This window comes from Bacillus sp. GBSW19 (genome assembly GCF_002998655.1).
GTDB lineage: Bacteria > Bacillota > Bacilli > Bacillales > Bacillaceae > Bacillus.
On sequence record NZ_PVRF01000001.1, the window covers coordinates 837,835 to 859,729 of the forward strand.

Genomic DNA, 21,895 nt, shown 5'->3' on the forward strand with positions numbered 1-21,895 from the left:
ATGAATCAAATTGCAGCAAAGAAGGGAAGTTCGCCGATGAAAGTCCATTTATTCGTTACCTGTTTAATTGACACCATGCAGCCAAATGTAGGAAAGGCGACAGTGAAAGTACTAGAAAGGCTCGGTGTAGAAGTGGAATTTCCAGAGGCACAAGTGTGCTGCGGACAGCCAGCCTTTAACAGCGGCTATACAAAAGAAACCATCAAAGCAGCAAAAAACATGATCAAAGCCTTTGAATCAGCTGAATATGTCGTGACGCCGTCAGGTTCTTGTAAGGCGATGTTTTTAGAATATCCTCATCTTTTAAAAGAAGACCCAGTGTGGTCAGCAAAAGCTGAGGCACTTGCTGAGAAAACATTTGAATTAACCGAGTTTATTGTTGATATATTACACGTCACAGATGTAGGGGCGAGCCTGAAAGGAAACGCAGCCTATCACACATCCTGTCATATGACGAGACTGCTGCGAATTAAGGAAGCACCTTTCACACTGTTGTCAAATGTCAAAGATTTGACGATGACACCATTGCCGCGCGCAGAAAATTGCTGTGGATTTGGAGGAACCTTTTCAGTAAAAATGACATCTATTTCTGAGCAAATGGTCGATGAGAAAGTCCAAAGCATAGAGGAGACAGGCGCTGAATACATTATTGGTGCTGACTGCGGCTGTCTGCTGAATATTGGCGGGAGGCTGAATCGTCTTGATAAGCCCATTCAAGTGATGCATATCGCAGAAGTATTAAATAGCCGCTGACTTTAAGAGGGGGAACGGCACATGAGTATGAAAATTGGAGAGAAGGGCTTTAAAGAACGAATCGGGGAAGGGTTAGAAGATACTGTCATGAGAGGTGCTGTATCCTCAGCGCAGGAACGCCTGTATGAAAGGCGGCTATCTGCGAGCGAAGAGCTTGGCAACTGGGAAAAGTGGCGAGAACTTGGCGAGGAAATCCGGCAGCATACGCTGACGCATCTTGATGACTACTTATACCAATTAAGTGAAAGCGTTAGTGCACGTGGAGGACATGTCTTTTTTGCAAAAACAAAGGAAGAGGCATCGGCGTATATACAAAATGTGGCACAGAAAAAAGCGGCCAAAAAGATCGTTAAATCAAAATCAATGGTCACAGAAGAAATTGAAATGAATCAAGCGCTTGAAGAGATCGGCTGTGAGGTGGTGGAAAGCGATCTTGGCGAGTATATTCTGCAAGTAGATGATCATGAACCTCCTTCACATATTGTGGCACCTGCTCTTCATATGACGAAAGAACAAATACGAGAAGTCTTTCACGAAAAGCTCGGATATGAGATGTCAGAGACACCTGAAGATATGACGAGTTTTGTGAGAGCCATATTACGTGAAAAGTTCCTCGAAGCTGACATTGGTGTCACTGGCTGTAATTTTGCTGTCGCCAATACAGGTTCCATTTGCCTTGTGACAAATGAAGGGAATGCGGATCTTGTCACGGCTATCCCGAAGACACATATCGCCGTTATGGGCATGGAACGGATTGTTCCAACGATGGAGGAACTGGATGTCCTTGTTGGTCTTTTGTGCAGAAGTGCAGTTGGTCAGAAATTAACAAGTTATATTTCTGTCGTCGGGCCAAAAGGAGGAGAAGAAGTGGATGGACCAGAAGAATTTCACTTGGTCATTGTAGACAATGGGCGGTCCAATATATTAGGTACTGCCTTTCAGCCTGTTCTCCAATGTATCCGGTGCGCAGCCTGTATTAATGTGTGCCCAGTTTACCGGCATGTGGGCGGACATTCATACGGATCGATTTATCCGGGGCCAATTGGCGCTGTTCTTTCGCCGCTTCTTGGCGGCTATGATGACTACCAAGAGCTCCCCTTTGCATCAAGCCTTTGCGCAGCCTGCACAGATGCTTGTCCAGTAAAGATCCCGCTTCACGAGTTATTAATAAAACATCGACAAGTCATCGTTGAAAAAGAGGGGAGAGCGTCTAAAGCTGAAATGATGGCGATGAAAATGTTCGGAATGGGCGCATCGACTCCCGGAATGTATCAATTCGGAACAAAAGCAGCCCCTGTATTGATGAATCGTATGGCTTCAAACGGACAGATTTCAAAAGGAATAGGTCCTTTAAAGAATTGGACAGATATTCGTGACCTGCCAGCTCCAAGTAAAGAAAGATTCAGGGATTGGTTTAAAAAGAGACAGAAGGAGGAGCAGTGATGAAGGGAACCATTTCTCACCGAGAGTCGTTTTTAGCTCATATCCGTAAGCAATTAGGTAAAGATTCCTCCCCGTCTGCATCTATTCAGCGTCCAGCTTGGAAGCATCAAGTCCAGTGGGAAACAAACGGACTTTTGTCTAAAGAAGAACTAGTCGAGCAACTGAAGAAGCAATGTCAACGAATTCACACAAGAGTGGTCGAAACAACACCAGAGGAAGCGCCCTCTGTATTAAGATTATTGATGACAGAGTATGGAGAGGGTTCTGTGATGACGCCTGTCGATCATCGTTTTGAACAATATGGATTTCATCCGATGTTTGACAGCTTGCAGCACGAAGGATTCGCAGTCACCAGCTGGAATGCTGAGGCATCAAGGGAAGAAAATATCAGGCTGGCAGAACAAGCGACATATTCGGTTGTATTCAGTGATTACACCCTTGCAGAATCAGGTACAGTCGTCCTTTCATCCCATCAAGGCCAAGGCAGAGCGCTGCATTTTTTACCGATGATGTATATCGTGTGTATCGAAAAAAGCACAGTGGTTCCGCGGATGATTCAGGCTGTTTCGGCTCTTAATCGCTCGGTAGAAGAGGGGGAGCAGGCGAAAGGTGCTATTCATTTCATATCAGGTCCGAGTAACTCTGCGGATATTGAGATGAATTTAGTGGTAGGTGTTCATGGTCCAGTTCGGGCCGTTTATCTATTGATAGATGATGAGTAGGGCTTTCGAGATGAAAGCCTTTTTTTCATGCAAAAAAGCTCACACAAGTTTTAAAATCATCTTGCCTCTAGCGGATTGGACATAGTAAGATGACGACATACAAGATGAACTTCTCATCTACTGCTGATGTAAAGGAAGCTGCTTATGGAAATGAAGTCAACTGCTCAAAAGAAATCAATTGCACTACCGCTTGTGATTTCAATTATTGCCATTTCGTTTTCTGCTATCATTGTGAAATGGTCAAATGCACCTGCTGCTATTTTAAGCATGTATCGAATGATCTTTGCCGCGGCTTTTATGCTGCCGTTTATCCTGCCACGTAAAAAAGAATTTCTTTCAATAAAGCGCAGAGACTGGTTTTTCTTATGTATGTCAGGCTTCTTTTTAGGACTCCATTTTGTGTTGTGGTTTGGCTCACTGAAGCTGACGACTGTGGCAAGCTCTACTATTATTATCGCCCTTCAGCCGATGGTCTCCTTATTAGGCGGCTTTCTCATTTTCCGTGAACGAACCACGCTGCCCGCACTCTTGACGATGTGTGCAGCGATTGCTGGTGCACTCATGATTGGATGGGGAGACATAGGTCATAGCCAGGAAGCCATCCTAGGAGACATTTTATCCTTTTTAAGTGTGATCGCGGTTGTTTGTTATTTATTAATAGGTCAACAGGCTGTAAGGAAAATATCTCATTGGATTTATAGTTTTTGTGTGTTTGGTTTTGCTGGTCTTTTTTTAATTCTATTCAACCTAATGCAGCAAACTCCTTTTACAGGCTATCCGGGTAAAGAGTGGGGGATTTTTTTATTGCTTGCCATCATTCCCACCATGTCTCATGTCATTAATAATTGGCTTTTAACTTATGTCAATGCCACAACGATTTCAATGAGTATACTTGGCGAACCTGTTGGGGCCACGATTCTTGCTGTGTGGCTGCTTGGAGAGAAGATTACACTGCTCCAAATGTGTGGCGGTCTTCTTGTCCTTTTAGGCGTCTTTTTCTTTTTGATGCAGCAGCGTCAAGGAATTGTGATGAAACCAAAAAAATCCGGTTAAATCCCGGATTTTTTACTCTTTTAAATCATTTTTTTCAATCACTTTGTTCAATCTTTCCTCAACCTTCTTCAATTCCATTCGTCTTCTTCTGATCATTCGAAAAGAGGTGACAATCATAGTCACGATAACAGCAATGAATAGAAGAGAGAACACTTGAAATAAAAAATCTCCAAGATTGAATGCCATATTCTCTCCATTAGACATACGTAAAACCTCCCTTTCTATCTATATATTACCATAATCAATAAAAGATTGAGATTTATCCATAATTTATCTATAATAGGTAAAATATCACTCATTAAAGGAGAACCAATATGAGAACTTTAGTCCTTTTACGAGGTCTCCCAGGCGTAGGTAAATCAACATGGATCAAAGAGCAAGGCTTAGAGCCATATACTTTATCAGCTGATCAGATCCGTCTTTTGACCCAGCCGCCGCAGTTATCTGTCAATGGGAAACCGGAAATTACGAGCAAGCATGATCATAAAGTGTGGTCTTTATTATTTGATTTACTCACAGCCCGAATGGAACGTGGAGATTTTACTGTGATTGATGCGACACATGTCACAAGCAAGTCGATTTCTCAATATAAGTCGTTAGCTACTACGTATCGTTACAGGGTGTATGTCGTCGATTTCACGCAGGTGCCGCTTGAAACAGCCCTTCTGCAAAATCGCTCACGGGAACCTCACAAAGTTGTGCGGGAGTCTGTTTTATATCAAATGAACGAGCGGTTAAAAACAGAAAAGGTCCCATCATGGGTGACTGTTTTGCAGCCTGAGGAATATCCGCAAGTGATGACCTATCAGCCTCGATCCTTCGATCAATATGAGGCCATTCATGTCTTTGGAGATATTCACGGCTGTCATACCGCTCTGACCACCTATTTACAAGGAGATATTAAAGAAAACGAACTTTATATCTTTGCAGGTGATTTGCTTGATAGAGGAATAGAAAACAAGGAAGTATTAGAATGGATGCTCGCACATAGAGAATGCCGGAATGTCATCGTGATTGAGGGCAATCATGATCAGCATTTATACCGGTTTGCACATGGTGAAAAAGTAAGAAGCAATATGTTTAACCGGCATACTGCACCTGAAATCGAAGCAGCAGACTTTGATTTAAAAGAAGTACGGAAGTTTGTCAGAACATTTCATCAGCTTACTTATTTTACGTACCATGGCAAGACATTTCTTGTTACCCACGGGGGACTTGCTCATATGCCAGAAGAGCTTCTGCATGTCTCAACACAGCAGCTCATTCATGGTGTAGGTGAATATTCAGATGACATTGACCACTTGTTTGTTCAAAACACCGCTGGATTAGATGTCATTCAAATTCACGGGCATCGCAATTTATACAGGCTGCCTATTCAAGCATCGGAAAGGTCTTATAATCTAGAAGGCCAGGTTGAATTCGGGGGGCAGCTGAGGGTCTTGAAAATCACAGCAGACGGGATTGAGACTCATGAAATTGACAACCCAGTCTATAGAGCTTCTGAGAAAAAACCATCGGGTGCTCTTCAACCAGATATCTCACTGGATGACTTTTTAGCTCACTTAGATCAGCATGAATATGTACAGGAATTAAAGCTTCCTCACCATATTTCATCTTTTAATTTTACGAAAAAAGCTTTTAGTGAACGGCAGTGGGATGATGTGAATGTGAAGGCAAGAGGTTTGTTTGTCAATATGGTGTCAAAGCAGATTGTTTCAAGAAGCTACAACAAATTTTTTAATATTGACGAGCGTCCGGAGACAAAAATGCATCATCTAGTGAACCATCTTCAATTCCCTGTTACCGTCTATGATAAAGCAAATGGATATTTAGGAACGGTTGGGTATAACGAAATGGAAAATGAATTGGTGTTTACGTCCAAATCGTATACATCACATGTGAAGCAAAATCCGCATGCTTCCTGGGTCGAAGAGCTATTTTATGCAACCTTTGACGATGTGCAGGTCGACTACATCAAATCATACGTACGTGACAACAATGTATCTCTTGTGTTTGAAGTCATTTTACCAGAGAAAGACCCACATATTATCACATATGATCAAGATCAACTCATTTTGCTTGATATTGTGAAGCGTCAGCTAAGCTATGAAAAAGCACCATTCACTGAAGTGAAAAGGTTAAGCGAACAGCTTGGAATGTCCTGCAAGCAGGAAGTGGCTGTGTTCCATGATTGGACGTCTTTTTATAAATGGTATCAGGCAGTCTCTCATGACGACTCGATTAAAGAAGAGGGATTTGTCATAGAGGATCATCGCGGATTCATGACCAAGCTCAAGCTCCCTTATTATCAATTCTGGAAGCAGATGCGTGCTATTAAGCAGCGTGTCGCCGAGAAACGTTCCACACAAAAATATATGCAGGCTTTGCAAACAGCGGAGCAAGCTAGATTTTATACGTGGCTTCTTGAGCAAGATGCCAATGATGTCAGGAATAGCTCAATTATTGAGCTGCGAACACAATTTGAGCAAAGCGATGCTGCCCAATTGAATAATGGTGAAATAAATGCATAGTCTAAACATGAGTCTTTTCTAAGGAAAAGGCTTTTTTTGATGCAATTGAAAGGTAGCCCCATATATGCCTGATCATATTGAAGTGATTCTTCGAACGATGTTTGCTTTTGCGATTTTATTTGGTGGAGCACGTCTTCTTGGAAAGCAAACATATTGATACATATGACGGCCATATTCAGTCTCCGATTGATCAAGAATGAACGTGTAGTGCAGAGGTCACCCGCATGACACATATCTGCCAAGATTTCTAAGTCCTTTGGATGCTGTCTGACTAGGCATCATTTCTCAATTATTATTATTTTCAGAAAATGTGATGACGGAGAAAAATAAGTGTGTTTAAGTATATATAGAAGAAATTAAAATATTAATATAATATACCGCATGCGGAATGAACATTCATTCCTGAAATGAGGAGGGGATGAAGTGCCAGCAGTGACTGATAAACAAGAACAGATTATGAAGGCTTCACTAGATTTATTTATTGAACGGGGCTTTGATGGGACCACGATGCCGATGATATCAAAAAGAGCAAACGTCGGAGCAGGAACCATTTACCGTTATTTCGACAGTAAAGAGGCCCTCGTTAATATTTTGTACCAGCGCAGCCTTTCTGCATTTATCGAAAAAATGAACACAAACAGTCCAGATCCAAAGGCAAGTATTCGGGCGTACTTTAAGCATGTATTTTATTGCTTGGTTTTATTTACAAAGGAGAATCCAAGCGGGCTATATTTCTTAGAAATTGATAAACGATCCCATTACTTAGACGAGACGAGCAAAGAGAAAATGCAGCTTTTGTTACATGAGCTATTCCTTATCTTTGAAGAAGGGAAAAAGGATGGGATTCATCCAAATCTCTCAGGTAGAACCATTTTATCGATTGTATTTGGTGCCTTTGTACAGCTGCATAAACAAATTCTTGCAGAAGAAATAGAGCCAACGATTGAATTTCTAGAGGACATTGAGCAATGTTTATGGCGCGCCATTAGCGTTGCTTCTTAATGATATAAAGGGAGTGGGCACATGCAACAAACATCAATCATTCCAAAACCAAAAACTTACGGACCTTTTAAAAATATTCCCCATATCAAAAAGGGGGAGCTTTCTCAAACCTTTTGGCGTCTTGCAGATGAATTAGGACCGATCTTTCAGTTTGAATTTTCAAAAGCAACAAGTATTTTTGTTTCCAGCCATGAACTTGTCCAAGAAATATGTGATGAGAGCCGTTTTGATAAATACATTGGGAGCAGTCTCAATAAAGTAAGAGCATTTGCAGGAGATGGGTTATTTACGAGCTGGACAGAAGAACCGAACTGGAGAAAGGCTCACCACATCTTGATGCCTGCGTTTAGCCAGCAGGCCATGAAGGGCTATCATGAGATGATGCTCGATATTGCCACACAGCTTGTACAAAAATGGCAAAGAACAGGCCGTGATGAAGAAATTGAAGTAGCAGAGGACATGACAAAGCTTACTTTAGATACGATCGGACTTTGCGGTTTTGATTTTCGATTTAACAGCTTTTATAAAGAAAATCAGCATCCATTCATCGAAAGTATGCTGAATGGTTTAAACGAAGCGATGGATCAGGCGAGCCGGTTGCAGGTTGCAGATAAGCTAATGATCAAAAGAAGAAAAAAATTTGACCAAAATGTCGATTTTATGAAGCAATTAGTAGATGACATTATTCAAGAACGAAAAAAACAAGATAAAACGGGCGATGATTTACTGTCCCTCATGCTGCATGCAAAGGACCCTGAAACAGGAGAGCGCCTGTCAGATGAAAATATCCGCTATCAAATCATTACCTTCTTAATAGCTGGGCACGAAACAACAAGCGGGCTGCTATCCTTTGCGATTTATTTCTTATTAAAGAATCCAGAAAAATTAAAGAAAGCCGTCCAAGAAGCAGATGATGTGCTGCAAGGCGGACTGCCAACATTTAAGCAGGTACAAAAACTAAATTACACTCGTATGGTTTTAAATGAATCACTTCGCCTCTGGCCAACAGCGCCTACGTTCTCTCTTTATGCGAAAGAGGACACCGTCATCGGAGGGAAATATTCGATTGAAAAGAATCAAAGTGTCTCCGTGCTTCTCCCTAAGTTACATCGTGATCAAGCGGTATGGGGAGAGGATGCGGAAGAATTTAAACCAGAGCGGTTTCTACACCCTGAAAAGATCCCGCAGCATGCCTACAAGCCTTTTGGGAATGGGCAGCGTGCATGTATCGGCATGCAATTCGCCCTTCATGAAGCCACAATGGTGCTAGCGATGGTTCTGCACAATCTGGAATTGATTGATCACACATCATATGAACTTGATTTAAAAGAATCTCTGACGATTAAGCCAAACGATTTTAAAATCAAAGTGCGGCCACGGAAGCAGAAACTCTTTATGGCACCACCGAAAGAAGAGGCGAAAAAAAGCACAAAATCTGATGAGTCAAAAGTGGCCAGTCACGGTACACCACTGCTTGTTCTATATGGATCAAATCTTGGCACAGCGCAGCAAATCGCAAACGAATTTGCTGAAGACGGGAAAGCAAAAGGGTTTGACGTGACCACTGCTCCGCTTGATGACTATACACGCCAATTACCAGATAAAGGTGCAGTCTTAATCGTGACCGCTTCATACAATGGACATCCGCCTGACCATGCGAAAAAATTTGTGGATTGGGTCACGCAGGATGAAGAGCAGGATTTATCAAACGTGACATTTGCTGTTTTTGGATGCGGAGATCGAAATTGGGCGAGTACGTACCAGCGTATTCCGCGTCTCATTGATGAAGCACTTGAAAGAAAAAGTGCAAAGCGTGTAGCTGATTTAGGAGAAGGCGATGCAGGCGGAGATATGGATGAGGATAAAGAAACATTCCAGAAAACGGTCTTCAAGCAGCTTGCAAAAGAATTTAAGCTCACCTTCCAAGAGAAAGGTAAGGAAAATCCAAAATTATCAGTTGTTTATACAAATGAGCTAGTAGAACGTCCTGTGGCGAAAACGTATGGTGCTTTTTCAGCTGTTGTACTGAAAAATGAGGAATTACAATCTGAAAAAAGTGAGCGGCAAACAAGACATATTGAACTGCAATTGCCTGAAGGGAAACAATACAAAGAAGGGGATCATATCGGAATTGTTCCGAAAAATAGTGATGCACTCGTGCAGCGGGTGATCAATCGCTTCAATCTTGAGCCTAATCAGCACATCAAGCTTTCTTCTGAGAAAGAAGCAAGTCATTTACCTTTAGATCAGCCGATTCAAATGAGAGAATTACTTGCGTCACATGTTGAGCTTCAAGAGCCTGCAACACGTACGCAGCTAAGAGAGCTCGCAGCATATACAGTTTGTCCGCCTCACCGCGTGGAGCTTGAGCAAATGGCTGGTGAAGCATATCAAGAAGCCGTTTTAAAGAAACGAGTAACCATGCTGGACTTATTAGATCAATATGAAGCGTGTGAGCTGCCGTTTGTGCACTTTTTAGCACTTTTACCAGGTTTGAAGCCGCGCTATTACTCAATTTCTAGCTCACCAAAGGTCGAAGAAAAAAGAGTCAGTATCACAGTGGCGGTTGTGAAAGGTAAAGCGTGGAGCGGCCGCGGAGAATATGCCGGAGTCGCATCAAACTATTTATGCGGTCTGCAGGCAGGAGAAGAAGTCGCCTGCTTCCTCCACGAAGCGCAGGCAGGATTCCAGCTGCCACCTTCATCTGAAGTACCGATGATCATGATCGGACCGGGTACAGGAATCGCTCCATTTAGAGGGTTTGTTCAGGCAAGAGAAGTGTGGCAGAAGGAAGGAAAACCACTAGGCGAAGCTCACCTGTATTTTGGCTGCCGTCACCCTCTTGAAGATGATCTGTATTTTGAGGAAATGCAGCTTGCAGCGCAAAAAGGAGTTGTTCACATCCACCGGGCTTATTCTCGTCACAAAGAGCAAAAAGTATATGTCCAGCATTTGTTGAAAGAAGACGGCGACATGCTGATCAAGTTACTTGACCAAGGTGGGTATCTTTACGTGTGCGGGGACGGAAAAGTTATGGCACCAGACGTAGAGGCTACGCTTATCGACCTCTATCAAAACGAGAAACATTGCTCGAAGGAAACAGCTGAAAATTGGCTGACAACCCTTGCAAATGACAATAGATATGTAAAAGATGTGTGGAGCTGAAAAATTAGGAAGACCGCCAATTAGGCGGTTTTTTCTATTTCAGAGAGAGATCAATAGAAAGAAGGTTGGGAAGATACAAAACACCTAATTTAAAAATGAAATATTTTGTAAAAAATAAGAATATTCTCTCATTTACTCCAATATGAAACAATCGTATGATTTTTGATATAGGACATAAAGGAGGAATATGATGAAAAAGGTGAAAATGTTACTCCCTTCTCTACTCGTTTTTGGTGCTTTAAGTGTGCCTAGTTTTGCCCATGCCACATCGGATTCAGTACTAACGTCTGATTATGACATGGTGACTTCTGATGGAAAGGTGATCTCTTCAAGTGATTTCCACAATGATACGAAATCCCCCTCATCCTTTGACAAAGTGGATGATCTTTCTTCTACTGTTGGCGAAAAAGTAAAACCACTATCAAAATATTTAAAAGACTTTCAAACAAAAGTCGTCATTGGAGACGATGGTAGAACAAAAGTAACAAACACAAGAGTGGCACCATATAATTCAATTGCTTATATTACATTTGGCGGCTCAAGCTGCACGGGGACACTCATTGCCCCTAACAAAATTTTGACAAACGGGCACTGCGTGTACAATACAGCATCGAGAAGTTATAGTGCAAAAGGATCGGTGTATCCAGGCATGAACGATAGTACTGCGGTGAATGGCTCAGCAAACATGACGGAGTTCTATGTACCAAGCGGATATATCAATACAGGCGCGAGCCAATATGATTTTGCCGTGATCAAAACAGATACGAACATTGGCAATACGGTCGGTTACCGCTCTATTCGTCAGGTGACAAACTTAACTGGGACAACGATTAAAATTTCTGGATATCCAGGTGATAAAATGAGATCTACTGGCAAGGTGTCGCAGTGGGAGATGTCAGGTCCTGTGACAAGAGAAGATACAAATCTCGCATACTATACGATTGATACATTTAGCGGAAATTCAGGCTCAGCGATGCTAGATCAAAATCAGCAAATCGTTGGGGTTCATAATGCAGGGTATTCAAACGGAACGATTAATGGCGGTCCAAAAGCGACAGCTGCCTTTGTTGAATTTATCAACTATGCAAAAGCGCAATAAAAGCTAGAGCACAAAGCTTGTTTCCTTCATAGGGGACAAGCTTTTTTATATGGATAGAATCACTGGTTTCTATCTGTCTAACCTGAGAGATTCATTGATTTCTCAGCCTCATCATTTTTTTCACATACATTCGTGAACCGCTCATACATTAAAATGACACATTTCCTTTAAGTCAAGATTCTGCTTGAGAAAAATGAGGAGGTCTCACACTTTTGAAAATGAGAAGAGGCTGGATCACTGGTGCCGCCCTATGCTTTGTGATATGGATGGGCACGTTGTTAGGTGGATTTGGGGAGAAACATGCGGCAAAAGGTGCGGATCGATATGATCATGTCATTCAATTTCCAAAGGAACGGTACCCTGAAACAGGCAGCCATATTCAAGAAGCCATTCGAAAAGGGCATTCAGATGTGTGTACGATAGACCGAAATGGAGCAGATGCCCGCAGGCAAGAATCATTAAAAGGAATTCCGACTAAACCTGGCTTTGACCGGGATGAGTGGCCGATGGCGGTTTGTCTTGAGGGAGGAAAAGGTGCGAGTGTTCAATATGTCAGCCCATCTGATAATAGGGGAGCAGGCTCATGGGTTGGACACCAGATCAGCGGTTATCCTGATGGGAAAAGAATTTTATTTATTGTGAAATAAAACTGGAAGAGAGGCACCTGTGAGTAGGTGCCTTTTTTGTTGATGATCAGAGCGTATTGGAGCTAGCAGGGACAAAAGATTCAGTGGTACAATGGATCTATAAGGTACAAAGACTGACAAGAAGAAAATGTGAAGGGACATATGCTTATGGATAAGAACCGTGCATTATACGATTTTTTCATGCAACATGCAGAGAAACTGACTGAAACTTGGTATGAATCAATTGAGGATAATGATCCAGAATCAATATATCGTTCAACAGATTCCAGCATTATAGCAGAGCTGAAACGGCAAAATCAAGATTATTACCAGCATTTTATACGTGCTCTTATTGAAGACAAGACGTATTTACATACTGAGTTTAAAAAGTGGTCTGAAGACTTAGCCAGTGACCCGAAGCATTTAAACACACCATTAGATTATGTTGTGAGAGAATACATGTCCAATCAAAGAGTGGTCCTTCATTACTTAAAAGAATTTATTAAGCAGCGTCAAGATGAAATTGATATTGACCGCATCTTTTATTGGTATGATTTAATTTCAGAGGCGTTTAATATTTCAATTCATGTGTTCATCCAGCAATATGTGAAAAATACAACGAAGAAACTCGTGGCACAAAGAGACATGATTTACGAGCTGAGCTCACCTGTCATTGTCTTAAAAAATCATATTGCGTTATTGCCGTTAGTAGGTGACATTGATACAGCGAGAGCAAAGATGATTTTAGAAAATACGCTGAAACAGTGCTCGCAAAAAGGCGTACAGCATTTATGTATTGATTTATCGGGCGTTGTCATTATTGATACAATGGTGGCTCATCAAATCTTTGATCTTGTCACATCACTTCGGTTAATTGGAGTAGAGACGACCATTTCAGGAATCAGACCAGAAATTGCCCAAACAGCCGTGCAGCTTGGGCTTCCTTTTAATGAATTTCGCACGGCATCATCACTTGCTCACGCGCTGGATCGCATGACTGAATTTTCTCCAATATAAAAACCAGGCCGATTGAATGGCCTGGTTTCTTATTTAGATGACAGCGTCAATTTTTGTGACTTTCCAATCTTTTTGTACTTTTTCGTACGTAACAGTTCGTTTTACTTTGCGTCCATCAAGTGTTGGGACGGTGAATTCATATGTGCGGACCGTTTGTTTTTTAGAGACAAGTTTAGGTGTGGCTTTATCCCAATTAAGCATGTTGTCTCCGTCACCGACTGGAACAGCCATTTTTCCTTTATGAACAATGAACTGGTAGTCTTTTAAACCTTGATTGATGGCATCTTTTGTGAAAACTTGAGATAGGTAGCTGTTTAGTTTTTTCTTTGTATCAAATGTTTTAGAAAGATAGTTGTATGTCATGTCTTTATAGCTAAATGATTTTAATTTGTAATCGGAATGTTCATTAATTTTGTAGCCTGACATCGCACTCCAAAAGTGTTCTCGTGCGTCAAGGGCAATATGTAACGCTTCTTTATTTGTCAAAGCGGCTGGTTTTTTAGAAGCGGCCAATGTTGTAGATTGTAATGAGATCATAAGCATAATAGCAGTTAATAAAACGAATAATTTTTTCAAGGCGATTGCCTCCTTTTCTCAATGAAAACTTCTTATGTTACAAATGTTACAACAATTACAATGGTATTACAAGTATTAAATCTAAATGTTTTTTATTTCTTTTCTTTCTATATATATAACGTTTGAGGGAGACAAAAAGTTTTCATTTTTTTATTTTTTCTTTATATCTACTATTTAACCGTTCTAAAGAAGAACAAAACGTTTTTTGGAAAAATTTTTGTTTGGACGTTCAACACGCTTTTTCATTTATGACATATACTATCGTGATGAATGTCTAAGAAAGTGGTGTTGAATATGTATCATCCGTATGAAGGTATGTGGAATGGTTACTCATATGACAGGCAGATGCAAGGATGGCCATCACTCCCTATTCCTCAAGTTGGAGGATTTCCAGGGTTTCCAATCGGAGGAGGAGGCACTGGACCCGGATCAAGCGGATCAGCTCCGCCAGCTCCGCCGCAGCATATCATTTCGCAGTATCAGCAAGCATTATCACAGCCTCAAAGCATGCAGTCACTTATTTCAGGGCAAACAGGTGGAGGCCAGCAATCTGTTCAATTTGCAGCGGGATGTAATAGAAGATGGACGATTGTGTTCATGAGAAACGGTCAAGTGTTTTTAATGTATGTCCTATCCTCACAGCCTTTCGGGAGAACAACTGGCTTTATTTGGCCAAACTTTACATTTGGTTCCTTCCCAAGCTCGCGTATTCTAGCATATTCTTGTTCATAAAAGAAAAAGCCGGTTCTCATCAGCAGCTGATGAAATACCGGCTTTTTTTAGTGAATATTTCTAAATACGCCAATCACTTTACCTAGTATACTTACATTCTGTAAAATAATCGGTTCCATAGATGGGTTCTCTGGCTGTAATCTAAAGTGTGTATCTTCTTTATAGAAACGTTTCACTGTCGCTTCATCTTCCTCTGTCATGGCGACGACAATATCTCCATTGTTAGCGGTGCTTTGCTGACGCACAATGACATAGTCCTTGTCCAAAATTCCTGCATCAATCATACTTTCTCCCATAATTTCAAGCATAAATACTTGTTCATCTGGTGCTGCAAAAGTCTCTGGAAGAGGGAAGTATTCTTCTACATTCTCAACAGCCGTAATAGGCAGGCCTGCTGTTACTTTTCCGATGACTGGTACGTTCATTACAGCACTCTTAGGAATATTCATTTCCTCTTCATCTAGTACTTCGATCGCTCTAGGTTTTGTCGGGTCTCTTCTAATTAAGCCCTTTGTTTCTAGTCTAGCTAAATGTCCATGAACCGTTGAACTGGATGCTAGACCGACAGCTTCTCCAATTTCACGAACGGATGGGGGATAGCCCTTACTTTTTACTTCTTCTTTGATGAATGTCAGGATATCGAGTTGTCTTTTTGATAGCTTCGTCATCTTTTGCACCTCAAAACGTCAATTTTAAAGAAATTATAGCATGTTTTTCCTAACAGTACAAACATAGGTTCGAAAAAAACGTTTGACAGAAACGTTTGTTCGTATTTATAATGAGTGACAGAAAGAGCGAACACATATTCTGTTAGGAGAGATGACATTATGAGGTTAAAAGAATCTATTATTTTTATTGGGGTATTCTCATTCATCGTTGGCATATTTCTCTCACTTATTGCAGTCACAAGCCATAATGATCCAAATCAGTATGTTAAAATAGAGGTTCAATCAGGTGATACTCTTTGGGGGTTAGCTGATCAAGTAAACGACAGCAAATCAATCGACAAAAATGCGTTTATTGACTGGGTCACTCAGCACAATGATCTTGCTTCAACGGAAATCCAGCCTGGTGACATTCTTGTCATACCAGTCAAAAAAGAGCATCCAGTCGTATATCAACTTGCAACAGTACAATAGAAAGGTCGATTGAAGTCATGAATGCAATCATCTATGCGAGAGTAAGCACTGTCAAAGAAGAGCAGGAAACCTCGCTGAAGAGACAAGAAGAAGAACTGCTGGCTTTAGCTGCTATGCACAAGATGAATGTGGTGAAAGTCATCAAAGAAAAAGCAAGCGGATATGATCTAGATCGTGATGGTGTGTTTGATATGCTAGCTACTCTAAAAGAAGAGTCAATTGATGCCGTTCTTATCCAGGATGAAACGCGTCTCGGAAGAGGACAAGCAAAAATTGCGCTTCTTCATTGTCTTTTTAAAGAGAACGTAAAGGTGTACAGTACGTTTCATAGAGGCGAGCTTGAGCTTTCAGAAGCAGATGAAATGGTTATTGAGATCGTAGGAGTAGTTGAAGAGTATCAACGAAAAATTCATAACCTGAAAATCAAGCGGGGAATGAGAAGAGCTGTTGAGCGCGGGTATCAGCCCGAACTGAATTTAAAACAGCAGGATCATGCGCCTGGCCGTGAGCGTATTGAAGTGCCGATTTCAGAAATTGTTCGATTAAGAAAAAACAACATGACATTCGCAGAAATTGCAGCAACTCTTCAGGCACTAGGTTTTGACATTTCAAAAGCAACGGTCCATAGAAGGTATCAAGAATATGAAAAAGGTCTGACCACCTAAAGCTTGATTTGTTGTCAAAATGATTGATATTTAGTAGTATGTAGAGAAAATGTTTTAAAGGAGTTTGTCATGATTTCTAAAAAGCAGCTTGCAAGAATCAATGAGCTTTCAAAAAAGTCGAAAGAGACCGGTTTATCAGACGCTGAAAAAACAGAACAAAAGCTATTGAGAGAAGAGTATTTAAAAGCTTTTCGTTCTTCTATGAAAAATACACTTAAAACCGTGAAAATCGTTGATCCTGAAGGAAACGATGTCACACCAGAAAAATTAAAAAGAGAAAGAGATCAAAACCTTCACTAAGTCTGTGATTTCTTAAATTTTGAAAAGATGGGAAGTATATTCTCATCTTTTTTCATATTTGCATAACTTTTTAGGTGATCGATAAACTAAATGTGACAAAATCACTCTTTTTCAGCGTGAAATAGTTGTGAAAAAAGGACAGTAGATTTATGATAATGGTGTACACAAGATACGGAAGGGGATTTATATGGAAACGATTGAATTGAAATCTATTGCAACAATACGTACTCTCTCCATAGACGCAATTGAAAAAGCGAATTCCGGTCACCCTGGAATGCCAATGGGTGCTGCACCAATGGCATACGCTTTATGGACGAATCACTTAAACGTAAGTCCGCAAAACCCTAATTGGTTTAACAGAGACCGTTTTGTTTTATCTGCGGGGCATGGTTCTATGCTTCTATATAGCATGCTTCATTTAAGCGGATACAACCTGAGCATCGATGATCTAAAACAATTCCGCCAATGGGGTAGCAAAACACCTGGACATCCTGAATTTGGACACACAGAGGGCGTAGATGCCACAACAGGTCCTTTAGGGCAGGGGATTGCCATGGCAGTTGGTATGGCACTTGCAGAAAGACATCTTGCGGAAACGTATAACAAAGACAACTTTGATGTTGTAGATCACTATACATACAGCATTTGCGGAGATGGGGACTTAATGGAGGGAATTTCCTCTGAAGCTGCTTCACTTGCTGGTCATTTAGGCTTAGGCCGTTTAATTGTTCTTTATGATTCAAATGATATTTCCTTAGATGGCGACCTAGATCGTTCATTCTCTGAAAATGTGAAGAATCGTTTTGAAGCGATGAACTGGGAAGTTCTCTATGTGAAAGACGGCAACAACATTGAAGAAGTGACGGCTGCTATCGAAAAGGCGAAACAAAGTACAGACAGACCTACATTGATTGAAGTGAAAACAACGATTGGTTTCGGATCGCCTAACCGTGCAGGAACGTCTGGTGTGCATGGTGCACCGCTTGGCAGCGATGAAGCCAAGCTGACGAAGGAAGCTTACTCTTGGACGTTTGAAGAAGATTTCCATGTACCTTCTGAAGTGTACGATCATTTCAAAGAAGCTGTAAAAGACGCTGGTCAGAAAAAAGAAGCAGCTTGGAATGAACTATTTGAACAATATGAAAAAGAATACCCTGAGCTTGCAGCTCAACTGAAGCTTGCGATTGAAGGAAAGCTTCCTGAGAATTGGGATCAAGAGGTTCCTGTTTATGAAGCAGGTTCAAGTCTTGCCTCCCGCGCTTCTTCAGGCGAAGTATTAAATGGCATTGCGAAGCAAGTACCTTTCTTTATTGGTGGGTCTGCTGACCTTGCAGGTTCAAACAAAACAACGATTAAAAACACAGACGATTTTGGTAAAGATAATTATGCCGGCAAGAATATTTGGTTCGGTGTCAGAGAATTTGCAATGGGTGCCGCGTTAAACGGTATGGCACTTCACGGCGGCCTTCGTGTATTCGGCGGAACGTTCTTTGTTTTCTCAGATTACTTAAGACCAGCTATTCGTCTTGCTGCCTTAATGGGACTTCCAGTCACATATGTTTTTACTCATGACAGTATCGCTGTTGGTGAAGATGGTCCGACACATGAGCCGGTTGAACAGCTTGCTTCATTACGTGCGATGCCTAATCTTTCTGTTATTCGCCCAGCGGATGGAAACGAAACAGCTGCAGCGTGGAAACTTGCTGTATCTTCAACGGATAAACCGACAGCACTAGTTCTGACTCGTCAAAACCTTCCAACGATTGACCAAGCACCAGAGAAGGCGTATGAGGGAGTAGAAAAAGGTGGATACGTCGTCGTTGAAGCTGCTGATGCACAGCCCGAAGCACTTCTACTCGCTTCTGGATCTGAAGTCGGTTTAGCGATTGAAGCGCAAAAAGCACTTGAAAAAGAAGGGATCCGCGCGTCTGTTGTCAGTCTTCCTGCATGGGATCGTTTCGATCAGCAGTCAGATGAATACAAAGAATCAGTCCTTCCTACAGCAGTGCGGGCTCGTATTGCGATTGAAATGGGAGCTTCACTTGGCTGGGAGCGTTACACTGGTCTTGATGGTGACGTGATTGCCATTGATAAATTTGGCGCTTCTGCACCAGGTGAAACCATTATTGAGAAATACGGATTTACGGTCAGCAATGTGGTCAGCCGTGTGAAAGCGAAGCTGAACAAATAACCAGTCTCCAAGCATCATGCTTTTTTTCATCTGTTTGCAGAGCATTTTCATCCGCTCTGCAAACTTTTTTCTTTTTTCTTGTTTTTTTGACAAAACTAGTTTCTTCTTGCTTCATATATAGACAATTCTTTCTTTCACATTTTTGTATAATACAAGCAATAAACGAGATTGACGAAATGTGAAAGGAAGGGATAGACATGGAACGCCATTATTATATTTATTGGATTGAGGATGAATTTGCACATCATTATTTTGGCAGAGAATCGATTTTGTTTCATTTGTTTGAGTCGTTACACTGGACGAACCGCACGGAAGATGAATTGGTGATGCTTGTGAAACAAGTGGATTACGTGACGAAACGAATCCCTGCTTTTCATATGCACCAGCGATTAATGAACAACTTAACGAACATTCACTATACACAAATTGGCTCGATATACAGCGCTTCCTTACCTGATGGAAAAGGAACGGCTGCATTTATTATAAAAGACCGTTATATCCAAATGTCTGCCACCGGCAGTTACGAGGCAGAAGCGGTGTTTTTTGAAGTGCTGAGAAAAATTAGTCCTTGCTTTCTTGCGATGGACTTCGGTTCAAAGAAGCACGGGTGGCTCAATCCGGTAAAAGTGAGGAATTTTGTTTAAAAAAATAAAATTGAACGTGAAATGTTGTATAATAGCCTTTTGTTTAGTACACTTTATACGAGACAACATGAAGGAGGAAGAATTATGGATTTATGGGTTGTCATCCTTGTAGGCGTTGTTGCACTGCTTGCAGGAGTTGCACTCGGATTCTTTATTGCTCGTAAGTATATGATGAGCTACTTGAAAAAGAATCCACCAATTAATGAACAAATGCTTCGAATGATGATGATGCAAATGGGCATGAAACCGTCCCAGAAGAAAATCAATCAAATGATGAAAGCCATGAACAACCAAGCGAAATAATACGTACGATATTATGATCATAGATGGAACATGGTTATAAAGAATGGACAAGCGTTGTCCTTTCTTTATTGAATTCACCTTCATCAGACGCTTTAAAACCACTGTACTTGCATGAATAAAGCAGGGAAGGTGGTTTTTATTTTGGCGTCAGCCTCCTTAAAAAACAAAAACCCCTGTCATCAGAGGTTTTTGTTTCGTTTATGGTCACACATATCAACTGTTCTAAAAATCGTGCAGCATGATAGATATCATGAGATATGATTAGTTGGCTGAGTTTGAGTGTAAGTGTCGTTGATATTGTAAGAGAAGATGATCTAGCTGCTGGCTATGTTCGATGGTCACTGTTGATGTCATCCCATTATGCAAGACAACTTTCATCAGCTCTTCTCTTTTTTCTTCGATTTGAGTTAATAATGATGTTTTTACCAAAGTCATGTTCCTTTCATGCAAATCTTGATAAAAAGAATCGATTTTATTATATCCATTTTAAGGTTTATTTTCAAATTTAAAGGATTCGTTATCTTGATGTCAAATTAAATTATATAAGGTTTTAAGAGAATAGACCATCTTTATTGAGAGGATGTAAAAAAAATGAAATGATTTTGTCATCTCTTATTGTATATTGTAAGAAGGGGGTGTTCTTTTGACAGATTTGAATTACTTTTTAGCTTTTGGAGCAGGGTTTCTTTCTTTTATCTCACCATGCTGTCTGCCGCTTTATCCAGCCTTTTTATCGTATATTACGGGCGTTAGTATAGATGAAGTGAAATCTGAGAAGGTGATGCTGAGAAGAAGAAGTCTGCTTCATACCTTATTCTTTTTAGTTGGGTTCTCTATTATATTTATTGCGATTGGCTTTGGAACATCATTTGTTGGGAAGTTTTTTTATGATTACCATCAAGCAATTCGCCAGGTTGGAGCCATTCTCATTATTTTCTTTGGTTTTATGATTCTTGGTGTATTCCAGCCTTCTTTCCTTATGGGGGAAAAGAGAATGCAGTTCAAAAATCGTCCTGCTGGTTTTTTTGGGTCGATTCTCATCGGAATGGGCTTTGCCGCTGGATGGACACCTTGTACAGGACCTATTTTATCTGCTGTTATCACACTTGCTGGTAACAATCCGGAGTCGGCTGTCACATATATGATTGCGTATGTATTCGGATTTGCCGTTCCGTTTTTTGTTCTATCCTTTTTCATCACGAAAATGACGTGGATCAGAAAGCGCCAGCAGCTTATCATGAGAATTGGCGGGATCATTATGATTGTGGTAGGGATATTGCTGTTCTTTGATCTTCTGACATGGATTATCATCATGTTCTCCTCATTGTTCGGCGGATTTACAGGCTTTTGAAATCGTTTTCTACAGTCGCGGCGAATGGTTTTTTTTCGTCAATTGGAGTATATTATACATAGGCTGACCTTAAAGTATAAAGGAATGATTTGATATGATGGTCTTGATCTCTTCTATAATTGCGATATGTATGGCGGTAGCCGTCATGTTTATTCGCATTAAGTCATCTGCAAAACCTGCAACCGCAAAAAAAATTATATTACCTCCTATTTTCATGAGCACTGGGGCACTAATGTTTTTTGTTCCTATGTTTCGAGTAACTGGGGCTGAATTTCTAGAGGCGATCACAGTGGGGATGTTTTTCTCCATATTTTTAATCAAAACATCGAAGTTTGAAATTAGAGGGAATGACATTTATTTAAAGCGATCAAAAGCATTTGTGTTTATTCTCATTGGACTTCTTGTTCTTCGTATCGGGATGAAGACCATCCTGAGTTCTTCTATTGATTATGGTTCTCTAAGCGGGATGTTTTGGATTCTTGCCTTTGGCATGATCGTACCTTGGCGCGTTGCTATGTATTTGTCGTTTAGAAAGCTGTCTAAGCAATTAGATCCGCAGCAGGTTCAAATGAATTAAACCTCC

General features: G+C 40.9%; 23 protein-coding genes. 19 read left to right on the forward strand and 4 right to left on the reverse strand.

All coding sequences use genetic code 11. The features are described from left to right. Positions 1-36: 36 nt before the first annotated feature. From C6344_RS04440 to C6344_RS04455, 4 genes are all read left to right on the forward strand, one after another. Positions 37-753 carry a (Fe-S)-binding protein gene (locus C6344_RS04440; protein ID WP_060596688.1) on the forward strand — a complete coding sequence of 239 codons (717 nt, stop codon included), beginning with the start codon at positions 37-39 and terminating at the stop codon, positions 751-753. Between the two features lie 21 nt (positions 754-774). Further along, positions 775-2,196 carry a LutB/LldF family L-lactate oxidation iron-sulfur protein gene (locus tag C6344_RS04445; protein ID WP_060596415.1) on the forward strand — a complete coding sequence of 474 codons (1,422 nt, stop codon included), beginning with the start codon at positions 775-777 and terminating at the stop codon, positions 2,194-2,196. After that, positions 2,196-2,918 (forward strand): LutC/YkgG family protein, encoded by a 723-nt coding sequence (locus tag C6344_RS04450; protein ID WP_060596416.1) that lies wholly within the window; start codon positions 2,196-2,198, stop codon positions 2,916-2,918. Before C6344_RS04445 ends, C6344_RS04450 begins: the two co-directional genes overlap by 1 nt. Positions 2,919-3,062: 144 nt before the next feature. Beyond that, positions 3,063-3,971: a DMT family transporter gene (locus C6344_RS04455; protein ID WP_095285210.1), complete on the forward strand. Its 909-nt coding sequence runs from the start codon at positions 3,063-3,065 to the stop codon at positions 3,969-3,971. A gap of 12 nt (positions 3,972-3,983) precedes the next feature. On the opposite strand, the gene C6344_RS04460 is transcribed toward C6344_RS04455, so the two are convergent. Continuing rightward, positions 3,984-4,175 carry a hypothetical protein gene (locus C6344_RS04460; RefSeq protein WP_060596417.1) on the reverse strand — a complete coding sequence of 64 codons (192 nt, stop codon included), beginning with the start codon at positions 4,173-4,175 and terminating at the stop codon, positions 3,984-3,986. A 110-nt stretch (positions 4,176-4,285) separates the two neighbouring features. On the opposite strand from C6344_RS04460, the gene C6344_RS04465 reads away from it, so the two are divergent. The 6 genes from C6344_RS04465 to C6344_RS04495 all read left to right on the forward strand — a co-directional run bounded on the left by C6344_RS04465 (position 4,286) and on the right by C6344_RS04495 (position 13,411). Continuing rightward, positions 4,286-6,502 (forward strand): RNA ligase, encoded by a 2,217-nt coding sequence (locus C6344_RS04465; RefSeq protein WP_060596418.1) that lies wholly within the window; start codon positions 4,286-4,288, stop codon positions 6,500-6,502. A gap of 456 nt (positions 6,503-6,958) precedes the next feature. Continuing rightward, positions 6,959-7,504: a TetR/AcrR family transcriptional regulator gene (locus tag C6344_RS04475; RefSeq protein ID WP_249114887.1), complete on the forward strand. Its 546-nt coding sequence runs from the start codon at positions 6,959-6,961 to the stop codon at positions 7,502-7,504. A gap of 21 nt (positions 7,505-7,525) precedes the next feature. Beyond that, positions 7,526-10,669 (forward strand): bifunctional cytochrome P450/NADPH--P450 reductase, encoded by a 3,144-nt coding sequence (locus tag C6344_RS04480; protein ID WP_106072780.1) that lies wholly within the window; start codon positions 7,526-7,528, stop codon positions 10,667-10,669. A gap of 190 nt (positions 10,670-10,859) precedes the next feature. After that, positions 10,860-11,768, forward strand: coding sequence for a trypsin-like serine peptidase (locus tag C6344_RS04485; RefSeq protein ID WP_106072781.1), 909 nt, complete (start codon positions 10,860-10,862; stop codon positions 11,766-11,768). 266 nt (positions 11,769-12,034) lie between these two features. After that, on the forward strand, positions 12,035-12,415 hold the full coding sequence (locus C6344_RS04490) for a NucA/NucB deoxyribonuclease domain-containing protein (RefSeq protein ID WP_045210079.1): 381 nt from the start codon (positions 12,035-12,037) through the stop codon (positions 12,413-12,415). 147 nt (positions 12,416-12,562) lie between these two features. Next, positions 12,563-13,411, forward strand: a complete 849-nt coding sequence (locus C6344_RS04495) for an STAS domain-containing protein (protein WP_060596420.1) — start codon at positions 12,563-12,565, stop codon at positions 13,409-13,411. A 33-nt stretch (positions 13,412-13,444) separates the two neighbouring features. Here the strand turns inward: C6344_RS04495 and C6344_RS04500 are convergent, their stop codons facing one another. Then, positions 13,445-13,987 carry an IseA DL-endopeptidase inhibitor family protein gene (locus C6344_RS04500; RefSeq protein ID WP_034660768.1) on the reverse strand — a complete coding sequence of 181 codons (543 nt, stop codon included), beginning with the start codon at positions 13,985-13,987 and terminating at the stop codon, positions 13,445-13,447. Between the two features lie 294 nt (positions 13,988-14,281). Between C6344_RS04500 and C6344_RS04505 the strand changes: the two genes are divergently transcribed. After that, positions 14,282-14,719 carry a hypothetical protein gene (locus C6344_RS04505; RefSeq protein WP_106072782.1) on the forward strand — a complete coding sequence of 146 codons (438 nt, stop codon included), beginning with the start codon at positions 14,282-14,284 and terminating at the stop codon, positions 14,717-14,719. 47 nt (positions 14,720-14,766) lie between these two features. On the opposite strand, the gene lexA is transcribed toward C6344_RS04505, so the two are convergent. Then, positions 14,767-15,387, reverse strand: a complete 621-nt coding sequence (lexA, locus tag C6344_RS04510; RefSeq protein ID WP_003212311.1) for a transcriptional repressor LexA — start codon at positions 15,385-15,387, stop codon at positions 14,767-14,769. Positions 15,388-15,546: 159 nt separating this feature from the next. Between lexA and yneA the strand changes: the two genes are divergently transcribed. The 6 genes from yneA to C6344_RS04540 all read left to right on the forward strand — a co-directional run bounded on the left by yneA (position 15,547) and on the right by C6344_RS04540 (position 19,961). Then, positions 15,547-15,858, forward strand: a complete 312-nt coding sequence (gene yneA / locus C6344_RS04515; RefSeq protein ID WP_003211955.1) for a cell division suppressor protein YneA — start codon at positions 15,547-15,549, stop codon at positions 15,856-15,858. A gap of 17 nt (positions 15,859-15,875) precedes the next feature. After that, on the forward strand, positions 15,876-16,523 hold the full coding sequence (locus C6344_RS04520) for a YneB family resolvase-like protein (protein ID WP_003211322.1): 648 nt from the start codon (positions 15,876-15,878) through the stop codon (positions 16,521-16,523). A 69-nt stretch (positions 16,524-16,592) separates the two neighbouring features. Further along, positions 16,593-16,823, forward strand: coding sequence for a DUF896 domain-containing protein (locus C6344_RS04525; protein WP_034660771.1), 231 nt, complete (start codon positions 16,593-16,595; stop codon positions 16,821-16,823). Between the two features lie 187 nt (positions 16,824-17,010). Beyond that, on the forward strand, positions 17,011-19,014 hold the full coding sequence (gene tkt, locus C6344_RS04530; RefSeq protein WP_060596422.1) for a transketolase: 2,004 nt from the start codon (positions 17,011-17,013) through the stop codon (positions 19,012-19,014). A 197-nt stretch (positions 19,015-19,211) separates the two neighbouring features. Next, the gene (gene sirA / locus C6344_RS04535; RefSeq protein WP_012010100.1) at positions 19,212-19,658 is read left to right on the forward strand and encodes a sporulation inhibitor of replication protein SirA; all 447 of its coding nucleotides are present in this window, start codon (positions 19,212-19,214) and stop codon (positions 19,656-19,658) included. A gap of 84 nt (positions 19,659-19,742) precedes the next feature. Then, positions 19,743-19,961: a YneF family protein gene (locus C6344_RS04540; protein WP_003212379.1), complete on the forward strand. Its 219-nt coding sequence runs from the start codon at positions 19,743-19,745 to the stop codon at positions 19,959-19,961. Between the two features lie 261 nt (positions 19,962-20,222). On the opposite strand, the gene C6344_RS04545 is transcribed toward C6344_RS04540, so the two are convergent. Then, positions 20,223-20,396, reverse strand: a complete 174-nt coding sequence (locus C6344_RS04545) for an aspartyl-phosphate phosphatase Spo0E family protein (protein WP_369810454.1) — start codon at positions 20,394-20,396, stop codon at positions 20,223-20,225. Between the two features lie 208 nt (positions 20,397-20,604). On the opposite strand from C6344_RS04545, the gene C6344_RS04550 reads away from it, so the two are divergent. Together C6344_RS04550 and C6344_RS04555 are read left to right on the forward strand one after the other, a co-directional pair. Beyond that, positions 20,605-21,312 (forward strand): cytochrome c biogenesis CcdA family protein, encoded by a 708-nt coding sequence (locus tag C6344_RS04550; protein ID WP_060596423.1) that lies wholly within the window; start codon positions 20,605-20,607, stop codon positions 21,310-21,312. 94 nt (positions 21,313-21,406) lie between these two features. After that, on the forward strand, positions 21,407-21,889 hold the full coding sequence (locus C6344_RS04555) for a CcdC family protein (protein ID WP_034660774.1): 483 nt from the start codon (positions 21,407-21,409) through the stop codon (positions 21,887-21,889). Positions 21,890-21,895: the final 6 nt, after the last annotated feature.

Coding starts and splice junctions, on each gene's coding strand:
- C6344_RS04445 (WP_060596415.1), top strand. CDS start 775: ATGAGTATGAAAATTGGAGAGAAGGGCTTTAAAGAACGAATCGGGGAA.
- C6344_RS04490 (WP_045210079.1), top strand. CDS start 12,035: ATGGGCACGTTGTTAGGTGGATTTGGGGAGAAACATGCGGCAAAAGGT.
- C6344_RS04455 (WP_095285210.1), top strand. CDS start 3,063: ATGGAAATGAAGTCAACTGCTCAAAAGAAATCAATTGCACTACCGCTT.
- C6344_RS04460 (WP_060596417.1), bottom strand. CDS start 4,175: ATGTCTAATGGAGAGAATATGGCATTCAATCTTGGAGATTTTTTATTT.
- C6344_RS04495 (WP_060596420.1), top strand. CDS start 12,563: ATGGATAAGAACCGTGCATTATACGATTTTTTCATGCAACATGCAGAG.
- C6344_RS04520 (WP_003211322.1), top strand. CDS start 15,876: ATGAATGCAATCATCTATGCGAGAGTAAGCACTGTCAAAGAAGAGCAG.
- C6344_RS04450 (WP_060596416.1), top strand. CDS start 2,196: ATGAAGGGAACCATTTCTCACCGAGAGTCGTTTTTAGCTCATATCCGT.
- C6344_RS04475 (WP_249114887.1), top strand. CDS start 6,959: ATGAAGGCTTCACTAGATTTATTTATTGAACGGGGCTTTGATGGGACC.
- yneA (WP_003211955.1), top strand. CDS start 15,547: ATGAGGTTAAAAGAATCTATTATTTTTATTGGGGTATTCTCATTCATC.
- tkt (WP_060596422.1), top strand. CDS start 17,011: ATGGAAACGATTGAATTGAAATCTATTGCAACAATACGTACTCTCTCC.
- lexA (WP_003212311.1), bottom strand. CDS start 15,387: ATGACGAAGCTATCAAAAAGACAACTCGATATCCTGACATTCATCAAA.
- C6344_RS04465 (WP_060596418.1), top strand. CDS start 4,286: ATGAGAACTTTAGTCCTTTTACGAGGTCTCCCAGGCGTAGGTAAATCA.
- C6344_RS04485 (WP_106072781.1), top strand. CDS start 10,860: ATGAAAAAGGTGAAAATGTTACTCCCTTCTCTACTCGTTTTTGGTGCT.
- C6344_RS04525 (WP_034660771.1), top strand. CDS start 16,593: ATGATTTCTAAAAAGCAGCTTGCAAGAATCAATGAGCTTTCAAAAAAG.
- C6344_RS04440 (WP_060596688.1), top strand. CDS start 37: ATGAAAGTCCATTTATTCGTTACCTGTTTAATTGACACCATGCAGCCA.
- C6344_RS04480 (WP_106072780.1), top strand. CDS start 7,526: ATGCAACAAACATCAATCATTCCAAAACCAAAAACTTACGGACCTTTT.
- C6344_RS04540 (WP_003212379.1), top strand. CDS start 19,743: ATGGATTTATGGGTTGTCATCCTTGTAGGCGTTGTTGCACTGCTTGCA.
- C6344_RS04555 (WP_034660774.1), top strand. CDS start 21,407: ATGATGGTCTTGATCTCTTCTATAATTGCGATATGTATGGCGGTAGCC.
- C6344_RS04545 (WP_369810454.1), bottom strand. CDS start 20,396: ATGACTTTGGTAAAAACATCATTATTAACTCAAATCGAAGAAAAAAGA.
- C6344_RS04505 (WP_106072782.1), top strand. CDS start 14,282: ATGTATCATCCGTATGAAGGTATGTGGAATGGTTACTCATATGACAGG.
- sirA (WP_012010100.1), top strand. CDS start 19,212: ATGGAACGCCATTATTATATTTATTGGATTGAGGATGAATTTGCACAT.